General features: G+C 65.1%; 18 protein-coding genes. 8 read left to right on the top strand and 10 right to left on the bottom strand.

Annotated features, from left to right (window positions below; genetic code table 11):
• Positions 1 to 29: 29 nt before the first annotated feature.
• From NQE15_RS08620 to NQE15_RS08590, 7 genes are read left to right on the top strand one after another with little or no spacing between them, the layout of a single operon-like run.
• Entirely contained in the window at positions 30 to 1112 is a 1083-nt protein-coding gene (locus tag NQE15_RS08620; RefSeq protein ID WP_265948490.1) for a tetratricopeptide repeat protein, read from the top strand.
• On the top strand, positions 1112 to 2410 hold the full coding sequence (locus NQE15_RS08615) for a L,D-transpeptidase family protein (RefSeq protein WP_265948487.1): 1299 nt from the start codon (positions 1112 to 1114) through the stop codon (positions 2408 to 2410). The genes NQE15_RS08620 and NQE15_RS08615 overlap by 1 nt, the downstream gene beginning before the upstream one ends.
• Positions 2410 to 2982, top strand: a complete 573-nt coding sequence (locus NQE15_RS08610) for a peptidylprolyl isomerase (RefSeq protein WP_265948484.1) — start codon at positions 2410 to 2412, stop codon at positions 2980 to 2982. Before NQE15_RS08615 ends, NQE15_RS08610 begins: the two co-directional genes overlap by 1 nt.
• A gap of 10 nt (positions 2983 to 2992) precedes the next feature.
• A complete protein-coding gene (locus NQE15_RS08605) occupies positions 2993 to 3484 on the top strand; it encodes a peptidylprolyl isomerase (protein WP_265948481.1) in 492 nt (163 codons plus the stop codon).
• Positions 3485 to 3537: 53 nt separating this feature from the next.
• The gene (locus NQE15_RS08600; RefSeq protein ID WP_416336513.1) at positions 3538 to 4218 is read left to right on the top strand and encodes a UDP-2,3-diacylglucosamine diphosphatase; all 681 of its coding nucleotides are present in this window, start codon (positions 3538 to 3540) and stop codon (positions 4216 to 4218) included.
• 4 nt (positions 4219 to 4222) lie between these two features.
• Positions 4223 to 6037, top strand: coding sequence for a DNA helicase RecQ (recQ, locus tag NQE15_RS08595; protein WP_265948475.1), 1815 nt, complete (start codon positions 4223 to 4225; stop codon positions 6035 to 6037).
• 1 nt (position 6038) lies between these two features.
• Positions 6039 to 6656 (top strand): DUF2238 domain-containing protein, encoded by a 618-nt coding sequence (locus NQE15_RS08590; RefSeq protein ID WP_265948473.1) that lies wholly within the window; start codon positions 6039 to 6041, stop codon positions 6654 to 6656.
• 16 nt (positions 6657 to 6672) lie between these two features.
• Here NQE15_RS08590 and NQE15_RS08585 read toward each other — a convergent pair whose 3' ends face one another.
• A complete protein-coding gene (locus tag NQE15_RS08585) occupies positions 6673 to 7359 on the bottom strand; it encodes a DUF3334 family protein (RefSeq protein WP_265948470.1) in 687 nt (228 codons plus the stop codon).
• A gap of 216 nt (positions 7360 to 7575) precedes the next feature.
• Here NQE15_RS08585 and NQE15_RS08580 point away from each other — a divergent pair, with 216 nt between their 5' ends.
• Positions 7576 to 8829, top strand: coding sequence for an FAD-dependent oxidoreductase (locus tag NQE15_RS08580; protein ID WP_265948467.1), 1254 nt, complete (start codon positions 7576 to 7578; stop codon positions 8827 to 8829).
• Between the two features lie 60 nt (positions 8830 to 8889).
• Here the strand turns inward: NQE15_RS08580 and NQE15_RS08575 are convergent, their stop codons facing one another.
• From NQE15_RS08575 to NQE15_RS08535, 9 genes are all read right to left on the bottom strand, one after another.
• The gene (locus NQE15_RS08575) at positions 8890 to 9384 is read right to left on the bottom strand and encodes a DUF411 domain-containing protein (RefSeq protein WP_265948465.1); all 495 of its coding nucleotides are present in this window, start codon (positions 9382 to 9384) and stop codon (positions 8890 to 8892) included.
• A complete protein-coding gene (locus tag NQE15_RS08570; RefSeq protein WP_265948463.1) occupies positions 9378 to 9854 on the bottom strand; it encodes an ankyrin repeat domain-containing protein in 477 nt (158 codons plus the stop codon). Before NQE15_RS08570 ends, NQE15_RS08575 begins: the two co-directional genes overlap by 7 nt.
• 152 nt (positions 9855 to 10006) lie before the next feature.
• Positions 10007 to 11095 carry a tetratricopeptide repeat protein gene (locus NQE15_RS08565; RefSeq protein WP_265948461.1) on the bottom strand — a complete coding sequence of 363 codons (1089 nt, stop codon included), beginning with the start codon at positions 11093 to 11095 and terminating at the stop codon, positions 10007 to 10009.
• A 1-nt stretch (position 11096) separates the two neighbouring features.
• Positions 11097 to 11924, bottom strand: coding sequence for an ExeA family protein (locus tag NQE15_RS08560; protein ID WP_265948459.1), 828 nt, complete (start codon positions 11922 to 11924; stop codon positions 11097 to 11099).
• A gap of 29 nt (positions 11925 to 11953) precedes the next feature.
• Positions 11954 to 13699, bottom strand: coding sequence for a pilus (MSHA type) biogenesis protein MshL (gene mshL / locus NQE15_RS08555; protein ID WP_265948457.1), 1746 nt, complete (start codon positions 13697 to 13699; stop codon positions 11954 to 11956).
• On the bottom strand, positions 13696 to 14091 hold the full coding sequence (locus NQE15_RS08550; protein ID WP_265948454.1) for a hypothetical protein: 396 nt from the start codon (positions 14089 to 14091) through the stop codon (positions 13696 to 13698). Before NQE15_RS08550 ends, mshL begins: the two co-directional genes overlap by 4 nt.
• Positions 14076 to 14756, bottom strand: coding sequence for a type II secretion system protein GspM (gene gspM / locus NQE15_RS08545; RefSeq protein WP_265948451.1), 681 nt, complete (start codon positions 14754 to 14756; stop codon positions 14076 to 14078). The genes NQE15_RS08550 and gspM overlap by 16 nt, the downstream gene beginning before the upstream one ends.
• A complete protein-coding gene (locus tag NQE15_RS08540; RefSeq protein ID WP_265948449.1) occupies positions 14753 to 15412 on the bottom strand; it encodes a hypothetical protein in 660 nt (219 codons plus the stop codon). The genes gspM and NQE15_RS08540 overlap by 4 nt, the downstream gene beginning before the upstream one ends.
• A 106-nt stretch (positions 15413 to 15518) precedes the next feature.
• Entirely contained in the window at positions 15519 to 16406 is an 888-nt protein-coding gene (locus NQE15_RS08535; protein WP_265948447.1) for a hypothetical protein, read from the bottom strand.
• Positions 16407 to 16517 lie beyond the last annotated feature (111 nt).

The raw sequence follows: 16517 nt of genomic DNA, 5'->3' as shown, positions 1-16517 counted from the left end.
TGTACAACCTCGAAAATTATAGCATAGCGATGACCATCAAATCCCTGTCCCAGCCCCGTTTTCAGCAGCTCAAGACGCTGCGTGCACTGGCTATCGGCCTGGCCATCGGCTTCGCCGTGCCAGCGTTTGCCGACAACCTGCCGGAAGTCCAGCGCCTGATCAAGCAGGGCCAGTACCCGCAGGCGCTGGAAAAGGTAGATGCCTACCTGAGCAGCCGCCCCAAGGATGCCCAGGGCCGCTTCCTGAAGGGTCTGATTTTCACCGAAATGAACAAGCCGGCCGAGGCCATCGCCGTCTTCACCAAGCTCTCCGAAGACTACCCGGAGCTGCCCGAGCCCTATAACAACCTGGCCGTGCTCTACGCCCAGCAGAAACAATACGACAAGGCGCGCACGGCGCTCGAAATGGCCATAAGGACTCATCCCTCCTACGCCATCGCCTACGAAAACCTCGGTGACGTCTATGCCAAGCTGGCCAGCCAGGCCTACGACAAGGCGCTGCAACTGGACAATTCCAACGCCGCCACCCAGAACAAGCTGGCCCTGATTCGCGATCTGATCACCACTTCCGGCAAGGGTAACGTCAAGCCGCCCCCACCGGCACCCGCTCCGGTCGCCGCCGCCCCGGCCGCCACCGTCAAACCGGTCGTCGCCCCGACTGCCAGCGTCGTCACCTCGACGCCGGGCGCCGCCTCGACCGCCCCGGCCAAGATCGCCGAAGCCAAGCCGACGCCGGCCGCAGCACCAACGCCTGCGCCCGCCAAAGCGGATGGCGCCAGCGACGACGTCGCCAAGGCCATCTCGGCCTGGGCCAGCGCCTGGTCGCGCAAGGACATGAAGGCCTACCTGGCCGCCTATGCCTCCGATTTCAACACCCCCAAGGGCATCAGCCGCAAGGCCTGGGAAACCGAGCGCGAAGACCGCATCGCCGGCAAGGCGGGCAAGATTTCGGTGACCGTTGACGAGCCCCAGATTGCGATCAATGGCGACAAGGCCACGGCTAAGTTCCGCCAACACTACACGGCGCCCGGTCTGAGCAGTTCGACGCTCAAGACGCTGGTTCTGGTCCGCTCCAATAACAAATGGCTTATCAAGGAAGAAAACGCGCGCTGATGGCAAGCCGCAAGTACCTCATTCTCGGACTGGCGAGCTGCCTGGTCGGCGGCTTTCTGGTCTATCAGTGGCAGTCCTCGAAGCCGGAAGATATCTCACCGCACCCGTCGCTGACCTTGTCATCGACGCTTTCGCTGCCGGCCGAAATCTCGACCAAGGCCAATGGCCTGCTCCCGGCAACGACTTCGGATTCTGGTCCGGAAGCCCAACTAGCCGGGATCTTCAAGGAAATTGAAGAAAATCGACTGCACAATGCGCTGCAACTGACTGAGAACTTGCTTCGCCAACACCCGAATTACCGCTTGGCCAACCTGATCAAGGGCGACCTGCTGCTCGCCCGCGCCCATCCGATCCAGACTTTCGGGGCGCTCAGCGACGCACCGGCAGACAAGGTCGCCGACCTGAGGGCGGAGGCTATCGTCCGCCTCAAGGGCTACCGCGAAAAGCCGGAAGCCAGCTTCGTGCCGCGCTACCTGCTGCAGATGCAGCCCGACCAGCGCTTCGCCATCGTCGTCGACACCAAGCGCTCGCGCCTCTATGTCTATGAAAACGACAAGTCTCATGGCGGCCGGCCGCGCTTCGTTGCCGACTACTACATCACCCACGGCAAGCTGGGTGCCGAAAAGCTGGTCGAAGGCGACAAGAAAACTCCGGTCGGCGTCTATCACGTGACCGCCAACCTGCCCCGCCAGAAGCTGACCGACCTCTACGGCAGCGGCGCCTTCCCGATCAACTACCCGAACGAATGGGACCGCCAGCAAGGGCGCGGTGGTAGCGGCATCTGGCTGCACGGCACGCCGTCGGACACCTTCGCCCGACCACCGAACGCCTCGGATGGCTGCGTCGTGCTGACCAACCAGGATCTCGACGCCGTCGCCAAGAACCTGCAGGTCGGCCTGACTCCCGTGATCATCAGCAACTCCGTCGAATGGCTGTCGCTTGACGACTGGGTCAAGGAGCGTGACGAACTGAACCACGCGATCGACACCTGGCGCACCGACTGGGAAAGCCGGAACGCCGAGCGCTACCTGAAGCATTACTCGAAGCGCTTCAAGTCCAGCGACCAGGATTACGAAGCGTTCGCGACCCAGAAGAAACAACTCAACGCCAGCAAGGAATGGATCAAGGTCAAGCTCGACAACCTGTCCGTATTCCGCAATCCCGGCAAGGAAGAAATCGTCGTCGTCACCTTCGACCAGGACTACCGCAGCAACAATCTGAACAATCAGATGAAGAAGCGCCAGTACTGGCTGCGTGAAGATGGCAAGTGGAAAATCATTTACGAAGGAAGTGCCTGATGCTGAAAAATATCTCCGCCCTGGCCGCCGGCCTGCTGGCGTCGCTGGCCGTGTGGGCCGCCCCGACCGTCGAAATGACGACCAACCTGGGCAAGATCACGCTGGAACTGTTCCCAGAGAAGGCACCGAAGACCGTCGAGATCTTCCTCTACAACGCCAAGCACGGCTTTTATGAGTCGACCATTTTCCATCGCGTGATCAACGGCTTCATGATCCAGGGTGGCGGTTTCAGCACGGCCATGGAAGAGAAGAAGGTACTGACCCCGGCCCTGCAGAACGAAGCCACCAACGGCATGGAGAACGACCGCGGCACCGTCGCCATGGCGCGCACCCAAGATCCGCATTCGGCCCGCGTCCAGTTCTTCATCAACCTCAAGGACAACGACTTCCTGAACCACCGCACCTCCGCCGATCCGCGCGGCTGGGGCTACACCGTCTTCGGCAAGGTGACCCAGGGCATGGACGTGGTCGACAAGATTGCCAAGGTGCCGACCGGCAACGCTGGCTATTACCAAGACGTTCCGACGACCCCCGTGGTCATCCAGAGCGTCAAAATCATTTCCGAAAAATAAGGACTCCCCCATGATCAAGCTCACCACCAACCACGGTGTCATCACTCTGAACCTAGACGCCGAGAAGGCCCCGAAGACGGTCGCCAACTTTCTCGCCTACGTCGAGGCCGGCCATTACGACAACACCATTTTCCACCGCGTCATCAAGAACTTCATGATCCAGGGTGGCGGCATGGAGCCGGGCATGAACCAGAAGCCGTGCCAGGCCCCGATCGAGAACGAGGCCGCCAACGGCCTGAAGAACAAGCGCGGCAGCATCGCCATGGCCCGCACCAATGACCCGCACTCGGCCACTGCCCAGTTCTTCATCAACACCGTCGACAACGACTTCCTCGACTTCAAGTCGCCGTCCGGCCAGGGCTGGGGCTATTGCGTGTTCGGCGAAGTGGTCGAAGGCATGGACGTCGTCGACAAGATCCGCGCCGTCAAGACCGGCAACAAGGGCTTCCATCAGGACGTGCCGGCCGAGGACGTGATCATCGAGAAGGCCGAAATCGTTTGATCCTGTTCATTTCCGATCTGCACCTGTCGCCCCGGTCACCCGGGGCGACTTGTTTGTTCCTTGGCTTTCTCGCCGGGCGCGCCCGGGAGGCGGAGGAACTGTTCATCCTCGGCGATCTGTTCGAAGCCTGGGTTGGCGATGACGATATCGACGAGCCCTACCACGCCGGCATCGTCGCCGCACTGCGCGCCGCGTCCGATGCCGGCCTGCGCATCAGCCTCCAGCACGGCAACCGCGACTTCCTGCTTGGCCCCGGCTTTGCTGCGGCAAGCGGCGTCAAGCTGATCGGCGATCCCTACGTCCTGTCCACACCGGAATGGCAGTTCGTGCTCGCGCACGGCGACGCGCTGTGTCTTGACGACACCGCCTACATGGCCTTCCGTGCCCAAGTCCGCAATCCCGAGTGGCAGGCCGCCCTGCTCGCCAAGCCGCTGGCCGAACGCCGGGCCATCGCCACCCACATGCGCGAAGTCAGCGAGGCCAGTCAGCGCGGCAAGGACGATCCCTACAGCGACCTCGAACTGGTCGCCACCGACGAATTCCTGCGCGAACACGGCTACGCCACCTTCATCCACGGCCATACCCACCGGCCGGCCCGGCACGACCACATCGTCGACGGCATCCACGTCGAACGCTGGGTGCTCGCCGACTGGCACGAAGACCGCGGCGAAGCCCTGGTCTGGGACGGCGACGTGCTCTATCGCGAAGCCATCCTGCCCGAAGCACAGGCCTGAACCCGTGACGACCGACACCAAGGCCCTCGGCCTGCTGCGCGATATCTTCGGCTATCCCGCCTTCCGCGGTGCCCAGGCCGAGATCATCGGCCACGTCGCCGGCGGCGGCGATGCCCTGGTGCTGATGCCGACCGGCGGCGGCAAGAGCCTCTGCTATCAGATTCCCGCCCTGCTTCGCCCGGGCTGTGCTGTCGTCGTCTCGCCGCTGATCGCGCTGATGCAGGACCAGGTGGACGCGATGATCCAACTCGGCGTCAAGGCCGCCTGCCTGAATTCGACGCTCGACTGGCGCGAAGCCCAGGCGGTCGAGCAGGCCATCTTCAGCGGCAATCTCGACCTCGTCTATATCGCCCCCGAACGCCTGCTGCTCGATCGCACGCTGGCCATGCTCGACGCCCTGTCCGAAGCCGGCAAGCTCGCCCTGTTCGCGATCGATGAGGCGCACTGCGTCTCGCAATGGGGCCATGATTTCCGCCCGGAATACCTGCAGCTCAGCGCTCTGCATCAGCGCTACCCGCAAGTGCCGCGCATCGCGCTGACCGCCACCGCCGACCAGGCGACGCGCAACGAAATCCTGACCCGGCTCGGCCTCGGCGAAGCCCGCGTTTTCCTGTCCAGCTTCGACCGCCCGAACATCCGCTACACCGTGGTCGAAAAGGACAATGCCAAGAAGCAGTTGCTCGGCTTCCTGGCCGGCCGCAAGGGCCAGGCCGGCATCGTCTATTGCCTGTCGCGCAAGAAGGTCGAGGAAACGGCCGAGTGGCTGTCGGCCCAGGGCTATCCGGCCCTGCCCTACCATGCCGGCCTGCCCGCCCCGGAGCGCGCCGCCAACCAGCGTCGCTTCCTGCGCGAGGAAGGCCTGGTCATGTGCGCTACGATCGCCTTCGGCATGGGCATCGACAAGCCGGACGTCCGCTTCGTCGCCCACCTCGACCTGCCGAAGAGCATCGAGGCCTACTACCAGGAAACCGGCCGCGCCGGCCGTGACGGCGAGCCCTCCGAAGCCTGGATGGCCTATGGCATGCAGGACGTCGCGCTGCAGCATTCGCGGATCGCCGAATCGGGCGCCGGCGAGGGCCAGAAGATCCTCGAGTCGCAACGCCTGACCGCCCTGCTCGCCTATTGCGAAGCGCCGCGCTGCCGGCGCCAGGTGCTGTTGAATTATTTCGGCGAGGAACGCCAGACCTGCGGCAATTGCGACGTCTGCCAGGACCCGCCGGAACTGTGGGACGGCACGCTGGCCGCGCAGAAAGCGCTGTCGGCCATCTTCCGTACCGGCATGCGCTTCGGCGTCAGCCACCTGACCGACCTCCTGCGCGGCAAGGCGACCGACAAGGTCAAGCAGTGGAACCACGACCAGTTGCCGACCTTCGGCGTCGGTTCGGAACTCGACGACCACGCCTGGAAGAGCGTCTTCCGCCAGCTGGCCGCCGCCGGCCTGGTCCATGTCGACATGGCCGAGCACGGCGCCCTGCAACTGACCGACGCCGCGCGCGAAGTCCTCAAAGGCCAACGCCAGGTCCAATTGCGCCGGCCGGCCAAACGCAAGGCGACGCCGTCGCGCAGCAGCAGCACCGTGGTCAGCGACCTGGCGCCGGCCGACGAAGCGCTGTTCCAGTTGCTACGCAAATGGCGCGGCGATACCGCCCGCGAACAGGGGGTGCCGGCCTACGTCATCCTGCACGACAAGACCCTGCGCGAACTGGCCGAAGTGCGCCCGGTCAGCCATGGCCTGCTGGCCGGCATCACCGGCATGGGCAGCGCCAAGATCGAACATTACGGCGAGGAACTGCTCGCCCTGATCCGCAACGAAGGCTGAGATGGACAGCCGGGATACGCTCAACGCCGCACTCGCCGGGCTCATCGTCGCGGCGCTGATCGTCTCCGGCCTCGCCCCCTTCGACCGCCTGACCTGGCTCATGGAAGTCGCCCCGGTGCTGATCGCCCTGCCCCTGCTGGTCGCCACGCGTCGCAGCTACCCGCTGACCACGCTACTGACGGTGCTGATCGCCGCCCATGCCCTGGTCCTGATCGGCGGTGGCGCCTACACCTACGCCCGCGTCCCGTTCGGCTTCTGGCTGCAGGACCTGCTTGGCACGGCACGCAATCCCTACGACAAGATCGGGCACTTCATGCAGGGTTTCGTCCCGGCCCTGGCCGCCCGCGAAATCCTGATCCGCGGCGCCCACGTCAATGGCCGGCGGATGACCGCCTTCCTCTGCGTCTGTATCGCGCTGGCGATCAGTGCCGTCTACGAAATGATCGAATGGGCTGCCGCGCTGTGGATGGGCCAGGGCGCCGATGAATTTCTCGGCACCCAGGGCGATGTCTGGGACACCCAATCCGACATGTTCATGGCCCTGCTCGGCGCCGGCCTGGCGATCAGCCTCTTGGCCACCTGGCATGACCGCCAGCTGGCCAGACTGCCAGCCCGCTAGGGCTTTCCAGCCAGGCTTACATGCCGAGGGAACGCAGGAATTCGTCCTGCTCGCTGGCGCTTTCCGGCTGGGTTGAGGCAACGGCCGGCGCCGCATTGGCCTGGGCGATCAACTCGTCGGGATCGGTGACTTCGCTGGTTTCGAAATCGTTGAGCTTGATAAACTCGGTGCGGTCGATCGCCAGCTCGAGATAGAAAATATTGTTGCGGCCGGTGAAGAAGGTCACCCGGCGCGATTCGGGCTGGTCGAGATTGGTGTCCACGCTGAGCATGACCTGCTTGTTCAGCGCCAGCATCTTGGGCTGGTTCTGGGTGATATGGGTCTGCAGTTCGCGCGCCACCTTGCTGGTAAAGTCGCCGACGATCTGGTTCATCAGTTCGCCCATCACGTTGCTGACCTCGTCCGAGGTATGTGAGCCGGCCAGTTCGCTCTTCGCCATGCCCATGTTCAGCATGTAGCTCTCGTAGAGTTCCATGGCTGCCTGGGCCGAGAAGTTGGTGACGACGAGCCCGGAGAAGCCGCCGTCGAAGAGCACGAAACAGCCGATGTCCGGTTTCAGGCAGGTCTTGGTGATGCGCTGAACCATGCCGGAATAGCGAATCTGGCTGTGGGTGGCGATGCTCAATACCTTGGTCACCGAATTGCACAGACTGCGCAGAATGTCTTCAGTGCCGAAGACGACGGAATTATCTTGTGGATTCATGGTTCGCTAGGGTTCGACGGGCGACGATTGGCCGGATGAGATTCGCGGCCCCGGATTGGACAACAGACAGCCCGTCAAGGATAACCCCGGAAAGCGCGGCCGGCTACAGCCACGGGGCCTTGCCGGCAGGCGAAAGGTGCTCTCAAGCCGAATTTCCGGCCGGATAAATTGCTTTCGATCATTTCCGGTCCGGGCGCGAGGCTCTAAGCTAGGCCCATGTCGCTCACCCGCCGCCAGTTCCTGCTCGCCACCGGATGCACGCTCTGTGCGCCGGCCATCCGCGCCACCCCGGCTCGCCCGCGGGCCATCGTCATCGGCGGCGGCTGGGGCGGACTGGCCGCCGCCAGGCACCTGGCCAAACGCTGCGAGGTGCTGCTTGTCGAGCGCCAGGCGGCCTTCGTGTCGCAGGCGCTGGGCAACCGCTGGCTGGCCGGCCTCGACGACGGGCGCCGCCTGCACCAGGACTATCGGGCAGCCGCCGCGGCCCTCGACTACCACTTCGTGCAGGCCGAGGTCCTCGCCATCGAGCGCGCACAGCGCCAGGTCATCACCACGGCCGGATCTTTCCCCTACGACTGGCTGGTCGTCTCGGCCGGCATCGGCGAAGACGATGCGGCACTGTTCGATGGCGACCAGGCAGCGGCCCGCGAGACCCGCCAGCTTTTCCCGAGCGCCTATACCGCCGGCAGCGAGCTGGCGACGCTGCAACGCAAACTCGGCGAATTCGCCGGCGGCGAGTTCCTGATGACCATCCCGTTCGCCCCCTACCGTTGCCCGCCAGCGCCCTATGAACGGGCGATGATCATCGCCCAGAGCATCAAGTCGCGCGGTCTCAAGGCCCATCTCACACTGGTCGAGCCGAATGCGCCATGGCCCGGCTATCAGCGGGTGTTCGGCGAATTCTTCCGCGACCAGGTCACCTACCTGCCCAACACCCGGCTGCGCCAACTCGACCCCTACCGCCGGGTCGCGACGCTGGACATCGACGAGATCCGCTTCGCGGACGCCATCATCATGCCGCCACAGACGGCCGCCCCGCTCTGCCGCCAGGCCGGACTGAGCGGCCGGGACAGCACCTGGGCGGCGGTCGATCCGCGGCATTTTGGCCTGGCCGGCGACGAGCGGATTTTCGTGATCGGCGACAGCGTCGGCGCAGTGTCGCCGCTGTTCGGCCACTATCCGAAAACCGGACAACTGGCCAGCCGCATGGGGCAGATCGCCGCCACCGAGATTCTCGGCCGACTGGATGGCAAGGCACCGGAACCGGCACTGCCGGAAAGCACCTGCTTCGCCTACCTGAACCTGGCGCCAGCCCAGTTCACCCGCATCGACACCCGCTACCGGGTGCGCGGCGACGGGGTCCTAGTCCAAAGCATGAGCCAGACCCGGGAAAACAATCCGCAGGGTGAGGACGATGCCTGGCTCAACGCCCGCCACGAAGAGCTGTTCGGCCCGGCGGCGCTGCTCTGACACCGCCCGATGCCACAAATTCAAAGGCTGGCATTAATGCCACAAAAGCGAAGGCTGGCACTAGTGCCGGGCGTAGATCGAGGTGTCGCCGTCCGGCTTGACGAGCAGCGTCTCATAGAGTTCGCGGCGCACCCGGCCCGTACCGGTGTCGCCATCGAGCACAGTGCAGGCGGTATCACAGGTCGGATTGGAATATTCGCGGCCCGGGGCCCCGAGCGGCAGGCCGGGTACGGCCAAGCCGCGTGCCTTGCGCTTCTCGCGCAGCAACTCCTTGATGTCGTCGGCCGGCACGTGGCCCTCGACGAAATAGCCGGCGACCATCGCGCTCGGCTCGGCGGCCAGATGTTTCGGTACTTTCAGGCGGCGTTTGACCGCCGCCATGTTGTCAGTCGCCGTGACGGTCACGGTAAAGCCGGCGGCGCGCAGATGTTCGGCGTAATCGATGCAGGCCAGGCAGACGGTCGGCGTGTAGAGCGTGAGCGGCGGCAGGCTTTCCTCGGCGCCGGCGTGAAAGGTGGTCAGCAACAGCGCCAGCAGGGCTAGGCGTTTCAGCATGGCTTGCCAGCCTTGCAGCCCTTGAGCAGCCACAGCGAAATGACGCCGGCCGCCTCGTCGGCCTTGACCTTGCGCGCCATCGCCGTCGCATCGCGTCCCTGGTTGTTCTTGAGCAGCGGATCGGCCCCGGCCTCGAGCAGTTGGCGGGCATGCGCGGCCCGACTGGCGTAGGCCGCCATGTGGATCGGCGTCGAACCCTCGCCGTCACGGGCATTGGGATCGGCCCCGGCGGCCAGCAGCGCGGCCATCGCGCTGCGATCCGGGTTCATCGCGGCGAGATGCAGCGGCGTCGAACCGAGGGCGGTGCGCTGGTCGCGCGCCGCCGGATCGGCCTTGAGCAGACTACTGATCTCGGCCCCGCTGCCCTCGCGCGCCAGTTGGTGGATGGGCAGTTCGCCAGCCCCGGTCTGGGCCCGGGCCGGGTTCAACAAAAACAGGAAAGCGAGGAAAGGCAAGATCCAGATACGCACGATAAGCTCCTGAAAGACTGGCCCATTGTCGGGATTTTCCCGGCGCCGTCTTGAACCTTGGTCAAAAACAGCGAGTGCTGATATGACGTCGCCGAAGATAGCACGAGCAGTACGGCAAGGCGGCAAGCGCCGGGGCATTTGGTCAGCGTTGCTTAGCGCAGATGCTGCTCGGCTACCGCCGTCAGTTCGCCGGACAGGGTCGCGCTCGCCAGCGCCCGGCGCAGCGCCTCCTTGCTCTCGGCGGCCTTGCCATCGGCCTCCTGGGCCAGACCGAGGCCCAGCCACCAACGCCCTTCGCCGGGCGACAGGCGGGCGGCGCGCTGGTAGTGGGCGACCGCCAGCCGATGCGCCCCGAGCCTGGTCTTCAGATGGCCCTGGAAAGCAGCATAGTCGGCATTAGTTTCGCCATAGTCCTGCGAGCGGCCCAGCGTGCGGTCGGCCGCCGTCACATCGCCGCGTTCCAGTTGCAGGCGGGCCAGAGACATCGCCCAGCCGGTCTGCATCGGTTGCAGGTCGAGGCCTTCCTGGAGCATGCTCATCGCCTCCTCGAACCGGCGCTGGTCGAGCAACTGCCGAAGCAAGGCCTGGCGCGCCGGGACATGGCCGGCGTCATGTTTCAGCGCGGCGCGCAGAGCTTCCGTCGCCTCGCCGCTGCGCCCGGTCGCCTGAGTGGTTTCCGCCTTGCGATATTCGGCATCGGCACGGTCGCGCGGCGTCGCCAGGACCGGGCTTTTCTCGATCGAGACCGGCCCGGCGTAAGTAGTCGCGGCCACCTTGATTGCTGCCGTTTCGCTCTTCGCCGGCGGCGCCTCCGGTTTTACCTCACGCGGCGGCGCCACTGGGTCGGGCACCGGTAGCACCGGCGCGGCCGGCATCGGCAGTACGCTCAAGCCCTGAGCCAGCTTCAGATCGTCGGCGACCGGGGCCGGCTGGAGCTCGGGTGGGGTCGGCGTCAAGACTGGAACAGCAGGTTGCAGCACCACCGGGGCCGGCACCGCGGCGACCGCTGGCGGCGGCGTTTCGACAATGCCGAGCAGCGGCAACAGTTGACTATCGAGGTGCAGCACCGCGCCACCGAGAGCGAGCGCCAGCAGGCTGCTCAGCGCGAGCACTGGCCCCAGGCGCAGGCGCGGCGTGGCGGCCGGCGGCAGCGAACGGATTTCGCTTTGCAGGTTCTGCCTGGCCAGATCGTCGGGACGTTTGGCCTCGAGATTGCGCAGCATGTCGTTGATCAGGCTCATCTCACCACCACCCCGGCCGATCGGCACCTTCGGTATCGGCCGCCGCCTGCCGGACATGGCCGAGACGGACGCTGTGTCGGCCCTCGCCATACACCGCAAGCAGCGCCTTGTGGGCGAGGATATTGAGCAGGCGCGGTGTGCCGCGGCTGGCCCGGTGCAGGCTGCGCACGGCGCGCGGCCCGAAGACGCCCTCGCCGCGGTAGCCGGCGACGCGCAGCCGGTGCGCCAGATAGTTGGCCACCTCCTGGCGATCAAGGCCGTGCAGCCGGTAATGGAAGGCGATGCGTTGCAGCAATTGGCGCACCGAAGGCTCGGCCAGTTTGCGGTCGAGTTCCGGCTGGCCGAACAGGATGATCTGCAGCAGCTTGCGCTTCTCGGTCTCGAGGTTGGAGAGGAGGCGCAGCGACTCCAGCGTCTCCAACGGCATGGCCTGCGCCTCGTCGATGCAGACGACGACCTGGCGGCCGGCTGCGGCGTGTTCCATGAGCGCCCGGTTGATGCTTTGTAGCAGGTGATAGTCGTCGCTGTCGCCGCTGACCGCGAGGCCGAGCTCCTCGGCCAGCGCCAGTTGCAGCGTGCGCGGCGCGAGATAGGGATTGGGCAGGTAGGCCGAAACGCTGCCCGTCGGCAGCGCCTGCAGCAGACGGCGGCAAAGCAGGGTCTTGCCGGTGCCGACCTCGCCGGTGATCTTGATAAAACCTTCGCCGCTGCCCAAGGCGACGAGCAGCGTATTGAGCGCCTCCTGATGGCTGCGCGTGATGACCGTGAAGCTGGTATCTGGGGTAATGCCGAACGGCAGTTCGCTCAGGCCGAAATGGTCGAGATACAAACGGCGTGCCCCTTTCCCTGCGCCGCTGGCTATTGCCAGCCGACGCTGCGCTGGCTGCGCGGATCGAGCCCTTGCAGGCGGCTCTGGCTTTCAGCCGCCGCTTCGCGCCAGGATTCGTCGCCGTGGATGATCGTCGAGCGCATCAGGATCACCAGTTCGCGCTTGCGATTGGCTCCGGATTTCTGGCCGAACAACAGGCCCAGTCCGGGCACGCCGCTGATCCCGGGCAGACCGTTACGGCTGGTCGACTGCTCCTGGCTCATCAGGCCGCCGATGGCGACGATGCTGCCGTCCTGGACGCGGACGATACTGTCGGTCTCGTTGATGCTGCTCGAGGCGAGCGGCAGCGTGAAGGTGCCGAGGTCGCCAAGATTGACGTTCTTGGTCTTTTCCTCGACGACACTGACCGAGGGATGGACATGCAAAATGATGTTGCCGCCCTCGTCGATCTGCGGCGTCACGTCGAGGGCGATGCCGGAGAAGAAGGGCTGCAGCGTGATGTTCGGGGTCACGACGTTGCCCGAGGCGCTGGTCGTCGTGTTGGTGCTGATGCCGGTAACGAAGTAATCGTCGGTCCCGACCTTGAGCACGGCCTTCTGGTTATTGGTCGTCGCGATGCGCGGGCTGGACAGCACCTGCACATCGCCCTGGCCTTCGAGGAAGGAAAGCAGTGCGGCGAAATTGCTGGACTGGAAAGCGAGTCCGAAGAATCCCCGGCCGCCACTGGTCACCAGGGTACCGGCCGCATTCGGGGCGAATCCGGTGGTGGTCGAACCGGTGGAGGAAGGAATACCGACCGCACTGCCGACCAGATTGCCGGTGACGCTCAGGTTGGCGCCGGGGGCGACGATCCCCAGGCCGAAGTGATTGGTCAGGCCACCGAACTTGCTCCAGTTGATACCGGTCTGGAACGAGTCATTGAGCGAAACCTCGAGGATCTTGGCTTCCAGCATGACCTGACGCTCGACCACCAGTTGCGTCGCCTTCAGATATTCCTCGACCGAGCGCAGATCGCCCGGCATGGCCTTGATCAGCACAACACCGGAAGCCGGGTTGACGATGACGTTGCGCCCATCGGCATCGCCGATGATGGTTTTCAGCGCGGCCCCGAGATCCTTCCAGAAATCGTAGTCCGAGGTGGTCTGGACACGGGCGCTGTCATTCGCACGCTGTCCCTGGTTGCCCCCCGGGCCGCCAGCCGGGTTGTTCACCGCCTGCCCGGTGGCCGAACTGCCGCTCGTCGTCGGACCTGAGGTCGAAGGCGAACTGCCGGTCACCCGCATGTCGCTGCTGCCCTGGCGGCGGTTGGCCAGGTAGTTGATCTTGAAAATCCGCGTCTGGATGGTATTCGGTTGGACGTAGATGCGATTGCCCTGAACGCGGTAGTCGTAGCCATAGACGTCGCGCAAGGTGTCGAGCGCCTCGCGCACCGTGATGTTCTTCAGGTTGAGGCTGACCGTCCCCGACAGTTCTGGCGGAAAGACCATGCTGTACGGGGTGCCGGAGACCAGTGCGGTCAGGACCTGGGTTGCCGGTGCGTTATTCACCGCCAGGTTGAAGCGCGCTTCCGCCTTGGGCGCGACCGGCTGTTCCAGTTGCAGCGGAGGCACCATGGCCTGGCCGACGATATCGGCCGACGCCGGTTTCGCCTTGCTGGCCGACGCCGCGGCGAGTTGCTGGTCTATGCGGTCGAAAGCCTCGCCCCGCTGGGCGTACTGGTTGCTGCAGCCAGCCAGCGCGAGCCCCGACAAGGCAGCGATCCACATCTTGCTCATGGCACATCCTTCATTTGCCCGGTTTTCCCTGCCTTGCGGGATTTGGGCGTAACGATCATCTGTTTTTCCACATCCGGCGTCAGGTAAAGATGGGTCACCCCATCCGCCCCCTGTAACACGGCCTCGCGCTCGCTGAGCCGGATCAGCGTCGCATCGCCGATGCGCTCGCCGACCACCACGGTCTTGCCGCCGATGACGGCGACCGCCTTGCCGCGCTGCGGCAACTTGACCGACTGCAAGCGCAGGCCGCCGGCATCGTTCGCCGCGGACGAACCGTCATCGGCCGGGGCTGACCAGGCGGCCGGCGGCCGCGTCGGATCATCGGCCTCGGCGAAAGTCGGCGCCGCCAGGGCTAATGCGGCGACCACGAACAGTCTCACAAGGCCAGCCATGTCCGCTCCGGGCTCAAGGTATAGACTGTGAGGGTCATTTCAGCCCGCGGGTGGTCGACCACCCGATAGCTCAAGCTGCCCCAGAGCAGGCGTTGCGGCAGCTTTTCGAGCTGCTCGAGATAGGCCTGCAGGTCACCATAGCGGCCTTCGAGGCGGATTTCGACACCATGCCGGTAAAGATCGAAACTGCGTTCGACCGGCTTCTTGTCGCCTTCGGCAGGCTTCTGACCCAGGATGCTCTGCGGCGCCAGCGTTTTCAGGCTGAGCAGGCGCAGACCGGCATGCCGGTTCAGCAAACCTTCGAGCAGGGCATTCATCTGCTCCGGACGGACCAGGGCACTGCCGAATTGTTTCAACTGCCCATCCAGCCCGTCGCGCTCGGCGATCAGTGCCGTCAGTTCCGCCTTGCGGCCGGCATCCGGATCGATCTGCAACTGCTGCTGCAAGGTGGCAATCTGGGCCTCCATCTCGCTGACCGAAGCACTCTGGCGAACGATGCTCTGCTCCAGGCGGCGAATCGCGGCCGTTCGCGGGTCGACGACCAGGGAATAGCCGATCAGCAGCGGCCCGAGGATCAGGGCGGCCGCCACCAGGCCGCGTTCGCGGGGCTGCAGCGCGCCATAACGCTCCTTCAGCTTAGCCCAACCCGGGAGTGGAGCACTCATGGGCGCCCCTCGCCGGCCGGTAGCTGCTCGGAACGCAGGGCAAATTCGGTATAGCGGCCGGGCACCTGGGGTTTGGCCGTGGCCGGGGCGCCATCGCGCACATCGGCGGCCGGATCGACCCCCTTCATGTCGAGCCGGGCAAAACGCCGGCCGGCAAAGGCCGGCTCGTCGTTGAGTCGGCTGATGTAGGGCGGCAACAGGCCCGGATCGGTCAGTCGGCCACGAATTTCGACATCCTTGCCGGCAAAGGAAAAGCCGACCAGCCAGACGCCGGCGGCGACTTGGCGCGAGAAACCCTGCAAAAGCGCGGTGTAACCCGGCGCGTCGCCGGTGGCTCCCTGCTCGATCACCGCCATCACCTCCCGCCGCTGACTGACCGCCAGACGGGTCGCCGCGATTTCTCCGGGCAGCGCGGGGTCGCCCTGGCGACCTGCGAGGGCCTTGGCCTGGGCCTGGACCTGGCCTTGCAAGGCGAGCAAGCGGCTGCCCAGCTCGCCATCCCGCGCCTGCAGGCGGTTGGCCTGCCAGACCGCGTAAGACCCAAGAGCGGCGACCAGCAGCAGGCCGGCAAGCGCCGCCGAGGCGACGACCGGCAAGCCCAGCCAGTCGAAACGCGGGCGCAGCTCGGGGAGCAACAGGTTGATCTGCTGGCTCATGGCGCCGCTTCCTTGCCGGCCATCGGTCTCCTGGCCACTGTGGGTCGGCGGTGGGCGACATTCGCGGGCGGTCGCATCCCCGCTGCGCGGGGCCCCTGCTTCCTGCTCATGGCGCCGTCCTCAAGGCGGCACCGATCGCCAGCAGGCTTTGCCCCTGGCGTTCGAGCGAGCGCAGTTCGGGCAACGCCGTGAAATCGAGCACCGGGGCGAGATCGACCGCCTGTACCGGCAGATAGAGATTGCCGGCCAGCGCCGCAACCATTCCGACACAATCGTGATCGGAAGCGACCAGCAGGCGGGATACCGAAATAAAGCCGTACTGGCGATCGAAATTATCCAGCGTGCGTTGCAGTTCCAGCGCCAGGCGCTCCAGCAACTGGCCGCGCTTTTCATCGTCGGCCCCGGCCAGCACCGCCGAGGAGAGTTCGATGCGCCGCGACAGGTAGAGCTCGCCGCGATAGGTGATGGTCAGCAGACCATTGCCTTCGCTTAGCGCCAGGAAGGCCAGGCCGCGATTCTCTTCCTCGAACAGGGCCGCCACGTTGCGCACCGCCATTTCGGGAATGTCGATCGCCTCCAGGGGCACCTTGGCTTCCTGAAAAAGCGCCATGCGCTCGCCGATCACCTCGGCCGGCGCGGCCACCGCAAAAACATTGGCCTGCCGGTTGCCTTCGGTCGGTATCTCGGCAACGGCCAGGGCGGCGCTCTCGGCCGCGAAATCGAGTTGATCCTTGAGGCGCCAGCGCGTCGCCTGCAGGCGCTCCGCAGCCGGCACGTTGGGCGCCTCGACCTGCACGATACGGTAATCGCGCTCGTCGAGCAAGCTGGCACAACGATAGCGTTTCAGACTGCGGCTCTGAGCCAGTCGGGACAAGGCATCGGCCTCGTCCTTCTCGATCCGGAACGAGTCGCAGAGCCGGATTTCCGGGGACTTGCCGACGGCGCGAATGACATGGGCAAGATCCAGGCGATCCCCCTGACGGACGACTGCCAACCACCCCTCGTCATATTTCGCCGCAAACTTCGGCCACATCGCCCCTGTACCTCATGTTTTTTCGCAAGGATATCCAGTAACACATTATTTTTCAATGGTTTTTTCTTAAAA

Origin of the sequence: Dechloromonas sp. A34 (assembly GCF_026261605.1) — a bacterium.
Taxonomy (GTDB): Bacteria; Pseudomonadota; Gammaproteobacteria; order Burkholderiales; family Rhodocyclaceae; genus Azonexus.
This window is presented reverse-complemented; position numbering and strand designations above follow the sequence as displayed.